The 12909-nt window shown below is 48.7% G+C and carries 12 protein-coding genes; 11 read left to right on the top strand and 1 reads right to left on the bottom strand.

Annotation, left to right across the window (positions count from 1 at the left end; genetic code table 11):
* Nucleotides 1-8 precede the first annotated feature (8 nt).
* From folD to KTG14_RS04855, 10 genes are all read left to right on the top strand, one after another.
* Nucleotides 9-884 (top strand): bifunctional methylenetetrahydrofolate dehydrogenase/methenyltetrahydrofolate cyclohydrolase FolD, encoded by an 876-nt coding sequence (gene folD, locus KTG14_RS04900; RefSeq protein WP_216969898.1) that lies wholly within the window; start codon nt 9-11, stop codon nt 882-884.
* 72 nt (nt 885-956) lie between these two features.
* On the top strand, nt 957-2309 hold the full coding sequence (gene xseA / locus KTG14_RS04895) for an exodeoxyribonuclease VII large subunit (protein ID WP_216969896.1): 1353 nt from the start codon (nt 957-959) through the stop codon (nt 2307-2309).
* The gene (xseB, locus tag KTG14_RS04890) at nt 2310-2546 is read left to right on the top strand and encodes an exodeoxyribonuclease VII small subunit (protein ID WP_058380874.1); all 237 of its coding nucleotides are present in this window, start codon (nt 2310-2312) and stop codon (nt 2544-2546) included.
* Entirely contained in the window at nt 2543-3421 is an 879-nt protein-coding gene (locus KTG14_RS04885; RefSeq protein WP_216969894.1) for a polyprenyl synthetase family protein, read from the top strand. The genes xseB and KTG14_RS04885 overlap by 4 nt, the downstream gene beginning before the upstream one ends.
* A gap of 94 nt (nt 3422-3515) precedes the next feature.
* Complete coding sequence (gene dxs, locus KTG14_RS04880) at nt 3516-5426, top strand: 1-deoxy-D-xylulose-5-phosphate synthase (protein ID WP_216969892.1); 1911 nt, start codon at nt 3516-3518, stop codon at nt 5424-5426.
* A complete protein-coding gene (locus KTG14_RS04875) occupies nt 5423-6268 on the top strand; it encodes a TlyA family RNA methyltransferase (protein WP_216969890.1) in 846 nt (281 codons plus the stop codon). Before dxs ends, KTG14_RS04875 begins: the two co-directional genes overlap by 4 nt.
* 177 nt (nt 6269-6445) lie before the next feature.
* On the top strand, nt 6446-6895 hold the full coding sequence (ahrC, locus tag KTG14_RS04870; RefSeq protein WP_058380870.1) for a transcriptional regulator AhrC/ArgR: 450 nt from the start codon (nt 6446-6448) through the stop codon (nt 6893-6895).
* Between the two features lie 18 nt (nt 6896-6913).
* Entirely contained in the window at nt 6914-8611 is a 1698-nt protein-coding gene (gene recN, locus KTG14_RS04865) for a DNA repair protein RecN (protein WP_216969888.1), read from the top strand.
* A 33-nt stretch (nt 8612-8644) separates the two neighbouring features.
* Nucleotides 8645-9394, top strand: a complete 750-nt coding sequence (gene spo0A / locus KTG14_RS04860; RefSeq protein WP_216969886.1) for a sporulation transcription factor Spo0A — start codon at nt 8645-8647, stop codon at nt 9392-9394.
* A 206-nt stretch (nt 9395-9600) separates the two neighbouring features.
* Nucleotides 9601-10332, top strand: coding sequence for a glycerophosphodiester phosphodiesterase (locus tag KTG14_RS04855; RefSeq protein WP_216969884.1), 732 nt, complete (start codon nt 9601-9603; stop codon nt 10330-10332).
* Nucleotides 10333-10400: 68 nt separating this feature from the next.
* On the opposite strand, the gene KTG14_RS04850 is transcribed toward KTG14_RS04855, so the two are convergent.
* Complete coding sequence (locus KTG14_RS04850; RefSeq protein WP_101190263.1) at nt 10401-10637, bottom strand: DUF2627 domain-containing protein; 237 nt, start codon at nt 10635-10637, stop codon at nt 10401-10403.
* Between the two features lie 128 nt (nt 10638-10765).
* On the opposite strand from KTG14_RS04850, the gene KTG14_RS04845 reads away from it, so the two are divergent.
* Nucleotides 10766-12808, top strand: coding sequence for a sigma-54 interaction domain-containing protein (locus KTG14_RS04845; RefSeq protein WP_216969882.1), 2043 nt, complete (start codon nt 10766-10768; stop codon nt 12806-12808).
* The last annotated feature ends 101 nt before the right edge of the window (nt 12809-12909 follow it).

Genomic DNA, 12909 nt, shown 5'->3' with positions numbered 1-12909 from the left:
GAATCTACGTGACTGCTGAATTGATTGATGGAAAAGCCGTAAGCCTGAAAATTAAAGAGCGAGTGCAACAACGTGTAGAGAAACTGAAAACCAACGGAATCACCCCTGGCCTGTCGGTCATTTTAGTGGGAGATGATTCCGCTTCGCAAACTTATGTCAAAAACAAAAAGAAAACATGTGAATCATTGGGCATGCGTTCGGATCTTCATTTATACCCTGCTTCACTGACCGAACAAGAACTGCTTGAAAAAATCGATGAATTGAATAACGACCCCGACATCCACGGCATTTTGGTGCAATTGCCGCTTCCAGCCCAAATTGAGGAGTTCAACATCATCACGGCAATCGCTCCCGAAAAGGATGTTGATGGATTCCACCCGATTTCAGTTGGCAATTTGATGATCGGCAAAGAGGCCTTTTTACCGTGTACGCCGCACGGGGTGATGGTGCTCCTTGAGCATTACGGCATCGACCCAGCAGGCAAGCACGCCGTTGTCATCGGGCGCAGCAATATCGTCGGCAAGCCGGTCGGCCAATTGCTGCTGCAAAAAGATGCGACCGTGACCTACTGCCATTCCAAAACGCAGGACTTAAAGGCGATGACCAAACAAGCGGACATCATTATCGCAGCAATCGGCCGTGCGAAATTTATCGGGGCAGACCATATTAAAGAAGGCGCGGTCGTCATCGATGTCGGCATGAACCGTGATGAAAATGGCAAGCTGTGCGGCGACGTCGATTTTGAGGCAGTGAGCGAGCGTGCCAGCTTTATCACGCCTGTGCCGGGCGGCGTTGGGCCAATGACCATCGCGATGTTAATGGAAAATACATTGCTGTCGGCTGAAAAAGGATTATCGAAAGACAAAGCTGCCGAAAGCGTGTAAAATGAATAGCAAATAGAGCTGTTTTTCGAAAGAAAGACAGCTTTTTACTTTCTATAGACAGGGGTTGACATTTTGGCGACCGACCCGTACTTAAGTGTTGCAGCGTTAACAAAATACATAAAAAAGAAATTCGATGCCGACCCTCATTTGCGTGACGTATACGTAAAAGGCGAACTATCGAACGTTAAAATCCATACGAGCGGGCATATCTATTTCACGTTGAAAGACCAGAAAGCACGCATGCCGGCTGTCATGTTCTCGGCGAAGGCGAAATCAATGAAATTCCGTCCAGAAAGCGGCATGACTGTCTTGATTCGCGGAGACATTTCCGTTTATGAAGCATCGGGTCAATACCAATTATACGCCCAGTCGATGCAGCCAGATGGCATCGGCGATTATTATTTGGCCTTTGAACAGTTGAAAGAAAAGCTCAGCAAAGAGGGATTGTTCAATGCGGCACACAAACAGCCGCTGCCCGAGTTTCCTGAAAAAGTCGCAGTCATTACGGCACAGACCGGAGCAGCGGTGCGTGATGTCATCACGACGCTTAAACGCCGGTACCCGCTCGCGCGAATCGTGCTGTTTCCGACTCTGGTGCAAGGACAAGGGGCCGTCCAGTCGATTGTCCAATCGATCCAACAAGCCAACCGCACCGACAGCGACGTCTTGATAGTCGGGCGCGGTGGCGGATCGATTGAAGACTTGTGGGCATTCAACGAAGAAGCAGTTGCACGGGCAATCTATGATTCAAAGATTCCCATCATCTCTGCGGTCGGTCACGAAACCGATACGACAATCGCCGATTTTGTGGCCGATTTGCGTGCAGCCACCCCGACAGCCGCAGCAGAGCTCGCGGTACCGAGCCGCATCGAGCTGTTTGAACGGGTCATGGGGCAGCGCCAAGTGATGTTCCGTCTTATGTCGAATGATTTGGAACAGCGGCGCATCCGTTTGACGCAGCTGCAAAACTCTTATCCAATGGCTTATCCGGATCGGCTTTACCGCCCATTCATCGAGCGCATCGAGCGAGCGACCGATGCACTGCAGCGTGAGACCGTCCAATCAGTAAAGCGCTCGGGAGACCGTCTGGCAATGCAAACGCGCCAATTGGAAAATCGCAACCCTGCTGACCGTATCCGCCAGGCCGAACGCGATTTAGCTAGTATCAGAGAACGTCTCGACCAGCGCATCACCCAAGTCTTCCAGCAGCGGGACCAGCAATTGAAATCGGCAATCCGCACGCTGGATGCGCTGAGTCCCTTGAAGATCATGGACAGGGGGTATGCGATTCCGTTCAAAGAAGGCGAAGTGGTGAAATCAGTGAATCAGTTGAAGCTCGGCGACCGGCTGAGCCTTTCATTGAAAGACGGGGAAGTCGAAACCGTCATCGAAGCGATTAACCCAAAAGATAAGGAGCGCGACTAAATGGCAGAAAATAACATGATGTTCAATGACGCAATGGAGCAGTTGGAGGAAATCGTCAAGTTGCTCGAACAAGGCGATGTACCGCTCGAAGAAGCCTTGACACTTTACCAGAAAGGCATGGAATTATCGAAGCTATGCCATGATAAATTAAAAAACGCTGAAACCCAGCTGGTGACGATGATGAAAGACGGTAAAGAAGTGCCTGCTGAAATCGAAGGGGAAGGAAATGCCCAATGAACTTAACCCAATTCAGAACCCATTATGAACCAGTTATCCAGCAAGAGATGGCGGAATTAATCAGCAAATTGGCCATTCCGGAATCGTTGAAGGAATCGATGCATTATTCGCTCCAAGCAGGTGGCAAACGCATTCGCCCGTTGCTTGTTCTTGCGACCATGCATGAACAAGGCGCAGCCCACCCGGATGCCCTGAAAGTGGCGGCTGCGATCGAAATGATCCATACATATTCTTTGATTCATGATGATTTGCCGAGCATGGACAACGACGACTTGCGCCGCGGCATGCCAACGAATCATAAAGTGTTCGGGGAAGCTGTCGCTATTTTAGCCGGAGATGCCCTGTTGACATTGAGCTTTGGCATCTTGGCGCGTTTAGAAGATGTGTCCGCAGAGGATAAAGTGCGGCTCATCGATCTATTGTCGACGGCGGCCGGTGCAGAAGGCATGGTCGGCGGCCAGGTTCTCGATATCGAAGGGGAAGAAAAGCAGCTGAGCTTGGAACAATTGGAGCAAGTGCATTTATTGAAGACAGGCGCTTTGTTAACCTATAGCATCATTTCAGGAGCCATCCTAGCGGGCGCAAATTCTGAGCAATTGATGGCGCTTTCAACATTCGGCCGCCATCTCGGATTGGCCTTCCAAATCCAGGATGATATTTTGGATGTAACCGGAACTTCGGAGGAGCTCGGAAAAACAGCCGGCAAAGACGAAACGAGCGATAAAAGCACCTATCCTGGCATCTTGACCTTGCCGAAAGCGAAAGAAAAACTGGATTACCATGCACAACAAGCTCTCGATGCGGTTGCAACACTTCCTGGTGAACAGCGACTATTGAGGGAATTGACTGAGTTGATTGTCCAGCGAAAAAGTTGAAAATAGGGCTCTTGTTTGTACATTTGCCCAGTCTTGCTATAATATGGGGAGACAACAATACAGGAAAATATAGAAAAAAGGTGTGTGATGGCAAATGGATCTTCATTCGATAACTGGTCCATCTTTCCTAAAAGAGCTGAACCCAGAACAATTGGAGCTCTTAAGCGAAGATATCCGTCGATTTCTCATAGAAAATCTTTCGAAAACAGGTGGCCATATCGGCCCGAACTTGGGTGTGGTGGAATTGACGATTGCACTTCATCGTGTCTTTAACAGCCCGGACGATAAATTGATCTGGGATGTCGGGCATCAGTCCTATGTCCATAAAATTTTGACGGGACGTGCAGACCAATTCGACACGCTGCGCAAATTCAAAGGCCTGTGCGGATTCCCGAAACGCAACGAAAGTGATCACGACGTCTGGGAAACCGGCCACAGCTCCACTTCTTTGTCTGCGGCAATGGGCATGGCGGCGGCGCGCGATATTAAAAAAGACAAAAATTACGTCATCCCGATTATCGGCGATGGCGCATTGACTGGCGGCATGGCATTCGAGGCGCTTAACCATATCGGGCATGCACAGACCGACATGACCGTCATCCTTAACGACAACGAAATGTCGATTGCACCCAATGTCGGGGCGCTCCATAGCGTTCTTGGACGCATGCGGACGGCTGGAAAATACAATAAAGTCAAAGACGACCTTGAATACTTGCTGAAAAAAGTGCCTGCAGTCGGAGGCAAGCTTGCTTCAACGGCAGAGCGCGTAAAAGACAGCTTGAAATATTTGGTCGTTTCTGGCATGTTCTTCGAAGAGCTCGGATTCACGTACCTCGGCCCAATCGACGGACATGACCTTGAGGAACTCGAAGACAACCTGGAGTATGCGAAGAAAACAAAAGGCCCTGTCCTGCTTCACGTCATCACCAAAAAGGGCAAAGGCTATTTGCCTGCTGAACAAGATAAAATCGGCACGTGGCACGGAATTGGGCCTTATAAAATGGAAACAGGCGACTTGGTGAAATCCTCCTCTACAGCTCCTTCATGGAGCGGGCTGATCGCTGAAACGACACGCAAGCTTGCGCGTACGGATGAGCGCATCGTCGCTATCACGCCGGCAATGCCTGTTGGATCTAAATTGGAAGGATTCGCCTCGGAATTTCCTGATCGCATGTTCGATGTGGGAATTGCTGAACAACATGCGACCACGATGGCCGCGGGACTTGCGACACAAGGAATGAAGCCGTTCCTGGCTATTTATTCGACATTCCTGCAGCGCGCATATGACCAAGTCGTCCACGATATTTGCCGCCAGAACTTGAATGTCTTTATCGGCATCGACCGTTCGGGCCTTGTCGGGGCAGACGGCGAAACGCATCAAGGCGTATTTGACATCGCCTTCTTGCGCCATCTTCCGAACATGGTGTTGATGATGCCAAAAGACGAAAACGAAGGGCAGCATATGGTCAAAACGGCAATCGATTACAATGGCGGCCCGATTGCGTTGCGCTATCCGCGCGGCAACGGCCTCGGAGTGCCGATGGATGATGAACTGAAGGCGATTCCAATCGGAAGCTGGGAAGTGTTGGTAGAAGGGGCGGATGCCGTCATCTTGGCATTCGGTACGACGATTCCAATGGCACTTCATGCAGCTGAGCAATTGCGCGAAGAAGGAATCCAGGTAGAGGTCGTCAACTCTCGCTTCATCAAACCGTTGGACAAAGAGATGCTCGCATCAATTTTTGGCCGCAACGTGCCAGTTCTGACAATCGAGGAAGCGGTATTGCAAGGCGGCTTCGGCAGTGCGGTACTTGAGTACGCTCACGATAACGGCCACGCGAGTGCTGTCATCGACCGCATGGGCATTCCAGACCTCTTCGTTGAGCACGGCGATGTTGCAGAGTTGATGGACGAAATCCATCTCAACAGCGACGAAGTGGTCAAAAAAGTGAAAGTGCGTGTAAAGCAGAATGCACAACAGCAGGAGCGATCGAACGTTCTATGAATAAAGTGAAAAAAGAACGGGTGGATGTCCTGCTAGTAGAACGGGGCATTTGCGAAACACGTGAAAAAGCCAAGCGCGCCATCATGGCCGGGGTGATTTTCTCAGGCACTGAACGCCTTGAGAAACCCGGTGAAAAAATCCCTGAAGATGCGCCGCTTGAAAAAAAAGGAACCGATTTGCGCTATGTCAGCCGTGGAGGCTTGAAACTGGAAAAAGCTCTCGCTGAATTCGATGTTACCGTGGAAGGCAAAATGATGCTTGATATCGGTTCGTCGACTGGCGGATTCACCGATTGCGCATTGCAAAACGGCGCCCGTCATGGCTACGCGCTCGATGTTGGCTATAACCAGCTGGCCTGGTCAATTCGCCAGGACCCGCGCGTAACCGTCATGGAACGCACCAACTTCCGCCATTCGAAACCGGAAGATTTTCAGGAAGGTTTGCCCGAAGTGGCGACCATCGACGTTTCCTTTATTTCGCTGCGCATTATCCTGCCGGTGCTGAAGACCATTTTGGTCCCAGGCGGAGATTGCATTGCACTCGTCAAGCCGCAGTTTGAAGCAGGGCGTGAGAAGGTCGGCAAAAAAGGCATCGTCCGCGACCCGAAAGTGCATCAGGAAGTGCTGCAAAAAGTAGCTGCTTATGCAGTGGACTGCGGTTTCGAAGTAAAAGCCATGACTCATTCGCCGATAACCGGCGGTGAAGGCAATATCGAGTTTTTATTCCACCTTGTTTCCAACGAACAGGCAACTAAAAGTGAATTGCCGGATGCGCATTCGTTCGCTCAAACGGTCGAGCATGCCCATTCTGCATTCAAGGAAAAACACACACAATCCGATTAACAGGGCAGGGGAATTTATTCCCTGCCCTTTTTTTCTGCCCGGCCGTTGAAAATGAGTGAAACTTGCTCATAAGGGGTAAATAGTTCTAGTATGGGCAGGGAGTTTCCTTGTTTTCAAAGCGGTTTAGATGTACGATATAAAGCATATGGAATAATTATTCACTCAAGGGGGAGCACCATGAATAAAGGACAACGTCATATCAAAATCCGCGATTTGATTTCAAATCGCGAAATCGAAACGCAAGATGATTTGGTCGACTTATTGAAAGCAGCGGGCTATGAAGTGACGCAAGCGACCGTTTCACGCGACATCAAGGAATTGCATTTGGTGAAAGTTCCTTTGCAGGACGGGCGCTATAAATACAGCTTGCCCGCAGACCAGCGCTTTAACCCGATGCAGAAACTGCACCGCGCGCTCACTGATGCATTCGTCAGCATTGACGGAGCCAGCCATTTTTTGGTCATGAAAACCTTGCCGGGCAATGCCCATGCAATCGGGTCATTGATTGACCATCTGGATTGGGAGGAAATTTTAGGGACTATCTGCGGAGATGATACATGTTTAATCATCTGCCGTGACGTGGAACACCGTGAAGTGCTGAAACAGCGTTTGATTGAAATGCTTTAATTAAAGAGGTGGATGTATATGCTGCGAGAATTGGATATCCGCAATTTTGCGATTATCGATACATTATCGGTCAGTTTTACTGAAGGCATGACAGTTTTGACAGGGGAAACCGGTGCGGGGAAATCGATTATCATCGATGCTGTGCATCTACTAGCCGGAGGGCGCGGAAGCCAGGAATTCATTCGCCACGGCGCCCAAAAAGCTGAGATTGAAGGCTTGTTTCATATTGAAGGCGAAAAGCATCCGGTCCATAAAAAACTGGAGGATTTCGGAATCCAGGCGAGTGACGGCGATGTTTTGCTGCGTCGCGAGTTGAACGGCAAAGGCAAGAACGTCTGTCGCATCAATGGCAAACTCGTGACCATCTCCATTTTACGCGAAGTGGGAGCCGCGTTGATCGATATACACGGCCAGCACGAGACGCAGGAATTAATGGATGAAAAGCAGCATCTTCATCTATTGGATCAATTTGCTGGGAAATTGTTGACCAAAGCCAAAGAAGGTTATAGCCATACATTTGAAAAATATACGAAATTAAAACGTGAATTTGCCAGCTATAACGAAAACGAGCAGCAGATCGCACAACGCATCGATTTACTGACATTCCAATTGCGTGAAATTGAAGAAGCCCAGCTTGTGCCAGGAGAAGAAGAAACTTTGCTGGAAGAACGCAAACGGCTGCAGAATTTCACCAAAATCTTCGAGTCGATTTCACAAGCCCACGAAGCGATTCAAGGGGAATCGAAAGGGTTGGATTGGGTCGGCAATGCGATGAGTGAACTCGAACACGCTGCAGCGGTAGATGAACAATTCCAGCAAGCGTCGGAATCGGTAGCGGGGGCATTTTATCAATTGCAAGATACCTCGACAGAAATCAAGCGCATACTGGACCAATTGGAATTCGATCCGGAACGGCTCAATGAAATCGAGCAGCGCCTGGCATTATTGCAATCCTTGAAACGTAAATACGGCGCATCGGTCGAAGACATGCTGCTGTATCAGGAAGAACAGGCGGATGAACTCGATAAATTGCTTAATCGCGACCAGCGTTTGCGCCTCGACCAGGAAAAACTGAAAGAATTGACCGAAGACTTGCGCATCGAAGCGGAAGAATTGACGATGCTCAGAAAACAGGCGGCGACTAAATTATCGAAAGCGATTATGGAACAATTAAAAGAGCTTCATATGGGCAAAGCATCATTCGCCGTCCAGTTCAATTTGCTCCCTAAAGGCAAGTTCGACCGCTTTGGCCAAGACAGCATCGCATTCCATATTTCGACGAATGTCGGGGAACCTTTGAAGCCACTGACGAAAGTAGCTTCAGGAGGTGAATTGTCGCGTATGATGCTTGCACTGAAGACAATTTTTTCCAAGCATCAAGGCATCACATCGATTATTTTCGATGAAGTCGATACGGGAGTCAGCGGGCGCGTGGCCCAGGCGATTGCTGAGAAAATCGCCGCCATCGCCCGCCATTCGCAAGTGTTGTGCATTTCCCATTTGCCACAAGTCGCTGCTATGGCAGACCAGCATCTGTTTATCGAGAAAAAAGTATCGAAAGACCGCACAACCACGTCAGTGAAAGAACTGGCAGGACGCAAGCGCACCGAAGAAATGAGCCGTATGCTGTCAGGGGCTGAAATCACCCAATTGACCTTACAGCATGCTGATGAATTGCTGACTTTGGCGAGGGACCGGAAGCTATTGATGAAATAAGGGTCCGGAGCCTGTATTTTAGGAGAGAAAAATATGGAGAAAATAAAAATCGCCATTGCCGATGACAACCACGAGCTTGTCGAATTGATGACCGAATTTCTCGAATCACAGCCGAATATGGAAGTGGTGGGCGTTGCTTACGATGGCAGGGAATGCATCGGCATACTTGAACAGACCGAAGCGGATATTTTGTTGCTCGACATCATTATGCCGTATCTCGATGGAATCGCTGTGCTCGATGTTTTGCGTTCCGATGAGCGAATGAGCAAAATCCATGTCATCATGCTTTCCGCATTCGGCCAGGAGTCGATCATGAGCCAAGCAGCTGACTACGGTGCTTCCTACTTTATCATGAAACCGTTCGAGACCGAGCGGCTGGTCGTCCAGATCAACCACATCATGAAAAATGGCAACCAAGCAACAAAGGGCAGCATGGTGACAAAAGACGAACTCATTACCTTGAGATTGAAAGACATCGGCGTACCCCCGCATTTAAAAGGCTATATGTATTTAAAAGCAGCCGTGTCGATCGTCGTGGATGAACCTTCCTCACTCGGCAAAGTGACGAAAGAGTTGTATCCGAAAATCGCCTTGAAGTTCGATACGACGGCAGCACGGGTCGAAAGATCGATCCGCCATGCCATCGGACAAGTGTGGGTGCGCAGCGAGTCTGTCGCGCATATCGCAAGTGTTTTCGGCTATAGTGAGTCGCATCTTCAGTCGAAGCCATCCAATTCCGAATTCATTGCCATGATTGTTGACAGTCTTGGTACTAAGGAATAATGATTTGTACAAACCGGGCCCTTAAAAGGCGCCGGTTTTTTTATTTTTTTGCGCGGCAGCGTATTAGTAATAAATGTATTAAACTACATAAGGATTATTAAAAAAATCAAAATAAGCCCACAAGAAAACCTAACACTTGCAGCCAACTAATGAGATGATAAAATAAATGATTAAAGCTAGGTTCTATCCAAAAAGGGGAGGAAGCTATGTCTGAAATTGAAATTTACGCGCATCGCGGCGCCTCAGGGCATGCGCTTGAAAATACATGGCAGGCGTTTGAATTAGCGCATCAATTGCACGTTGGCATTGAGTTAGATGTCCAGATGACACGTGACGGCATTGCGGTCATTTACCATGATGATCAATTAAAACGATTGGCGGGGATGCAAGCGGATATTTACAAAACGCCATATGAATCGCTGAAGTCACTGTCAATCCGTAAAAAGTTCAAGCGTTTCGGTCGCCATTCGATTCCACTAGCTTATGAAGTTATTAATTGGGCGAAAAAGAAAAACATCCCCTTGAATATTGAATTGAAGTCCTCTGTTGCCAGGCACCCAGAGGGCCCTGAAATCGTCTGTGCATTATTGGAAGGGTCAAAAGATATTCATCTCTCTTCTTTTGATGCAGAGCTTCTTAAAAAGATGAAAAGCTTAATGCCTCATATTGAAATAGCGTGGATTTTGAAACGCGCCATGCAGTGGAACGAACTGGAGAATTGCCAGTGGCTCGATAGCTTTCACTTTCATAAGAGATTTCATAAGCCGAGATGGCTTGATCCGATAGCCAAAATGGATAAACCGGTACGGCTCTATGGCATAGCGGGGAATGAGCGCATCTTGCGAAGTCTTCATCCCTCGGTGAAAGGGATTATCACAGATTATCCTGCGCGCGTGAAGGCTCTATGGGAACAGGAAACAACGAAATCACATCAGTAACAGCAAAAGAACGCCAGGAACCATGGTTCCTGGCGTTCTTTTTAGTTTGTTCAAATACTTGCAGTCATTTATCGCTTTTGGAACCGTTCAGATACATTGCCTTTTTTACGGTCGCGGTTTAGCAGGAATCCAGCGAAGAAACCAATGCCAATTACTGTAAAGAGCGTGCCGAGCGTAAATTGCATCCATAAGGCTGGATACGGTTCGAGCAATTTATTGAAAAGAGTATCCCGCATTAATTTGATGCCGTAAGCGGCCATGACGCCAGGAATGAGCAAAATGATAAATGCAATCAATCGTCCCATCTATTCCACATCCTTCATGTTCCATTGTTTCCAATCTGCTCAAAGTTGTCAAGAATTGTCCCCTGCGGTAGTCTAGAAATATGTGTGCAGTCTATTGCACGAATTAGAACAGAAAGGTTTGAAGACAGTTGCAAAAAGTGGTCATTATCGGCGGCGGAATTGGCGGGTCAGCCATCTTGAAATTGCTCGTCGAGTCCGGGTGGTTTCATGTCGAGGGAGTCGCAGACATCCAAGCAGATGCGCCGGCGTTAAAAGAGGCAGAAAAATTTAGCATTGCCACAGGCGCAGATTTCCGGGAATTGCCGAAAATGGTCGACATCGTCTTCAACGTAACGGGTGACGATGAATTGACGCAAAGGCTACGGCGCTATTATCCACCGCGTACCGTTATCATTCCTGGGAGCGTCGCCAATATATTTGTCCGCCTGATGGATGAGAAAGAACATTACATCAATCGACTGAGCAACGAGAGCCACAAGGGGGCGATCATTTTCAATTCAATTGATGAAGGCATGGTCGGCATCGATCTCGACAACCATATCCATTTCATCAATCGCAGTGCCGCACGAATGCTTTCGGTCAAGCAGGATGAAGCCATCGGTCGCCACATCCACGAACTGATTTCGATGAGCGAATTGCCGAGGGTGATCGAGACGGGAAGGACGGAATTGAACAGGGAACTTGAATTGAAAGATGGATCGAAAATCGTCACAAGTCGTTTCCCGATGATTGATGAAAACGGCGAATTAATTGGTGCATTTGCAGTGTTCAAGGACATTACGGAAGTCGTTTCACTCGCAGAGGAAATTACCGACTTGAAAGAAATTCAAACGATGCTGCAAGCGATCATCCAATCCAGCGATGATGCGATTTCGGTGGTGGATGAAAAAGGCAACGGCTTGCTTGTTAATCCAGCCTATACACGAATCACGGGGCTTGAGACGGAGCAGGTGATCGGCCGCCCGGCATCTGCTGATATCTCGGAAGGTGAGAGCATGCACTTCAAAGCTCTGCAAACCCGCAAGCCGGTGCGTGGCGTCAATTTGAAAGTTGGCCCGTCAAAACGGGAAGTCATTGTCAACGTGGCGCCGATTATCGTCGACAACCAATTGAAAGGAAGTGTCGGGGTCATCCACGACACGACGGAGATCCGGTCGCTTATGAAAGAGCTAGACCGGGCGAGGAGCATCATTCGGACGCTTGAGTCGAAATACACTTTCGATGACATCATCGGCTTGTCCTCTGAAATGCAATTGTCCCTCCAGCAAGCGAAACTTGCTGCCCAGACGCTTGTGACAGTGTTGTTGCGCGGGGAATCGGGAACGGGCAAGGAATTGTTCGCGCACGCAATCCATAGCGCCAGCGAGCGCCAGTTCAACAAATTTGTCCGCGTCAATTGTGCGGCGGTATCGAGCGAACAGCTCGATGCCGAATTGTTTGGCTACGAGGAAGGCGCGACGCTTAAAAGCCGCACCGGGGCCAAGCGCGGCTTATTGGAAGAAGCGAACAATGGCAGCATCTTTCTCGATGAAATCGGGGAACTGTCACCGCAGATCCAAAGTAAATTGCTGCGCGTTTTGCAAGAACACGAAACGATGCGGATTGGGGGCACTAAGCCGATTCCGGTTAATGTCCGCGTCATCGCCTCGACCAATGCCAATATGGAGAAAGCTCTGCTTGACGGGACGTTCCGGGAAGATTTGTATTACCGCCTGAACCGCATGCCGATTTTGATTCCTCCGCTGCGCAACAGGAAACAAGACATTCCGCGCATCGTCGACCGCCTGTTGATGAAGCTTAATCAAGAATACGGCCGCAATGTGGATAGTGTATCGGAGAAAGCGCTGCAATTTTTGAAGATGTACGATTGGCCCGGGAATGTCCGGGAACTGGAAAATATCTTGAGCCGATCGATGATTTTTATGCAGATGAACGATAAAACGATGACAGAAGAGCATATCCCTCTAGATATGCTGAAGGCGAAGGAAGCAAAGAACGAAGTGGTCATCCCGGCATCGGCGCCTCTACAAGAGCAGCTGGAAACAGTTGAGCGCGGCATCCTTCATCGAGCGCTTGAAGAAGCGAAAGGGAACAAGTCGAAAACCGCTAAACAACTTCAAATCTCCTTGCGCACTTTATACTATAAATTAGAAAAATTCGGACTACTATAAGGTTTTGCAATTCCTTGCAAGGTTTTGCAAGAATTTGCAAACAGAACTGCTGTATTTTGCAAATAAAACGCTTACATCCCTTATATCTCGAGCTTTCTTCT

This window comes from Planococcus sp. CP5-4_YE (assembly GCF_019042655.1).
In the GTDB taxonomy this organism is placed as follows: domain Bacteria; phylum Bacillota; class Bacilli; order Bacillales_A; family Planococcaceae; genus Planococcus.
The sequence above is the reverse complement of the archived record's forward strand: the minus strand, read 5'-3'. Positions and strand labels throughout refer to the sequence as shown.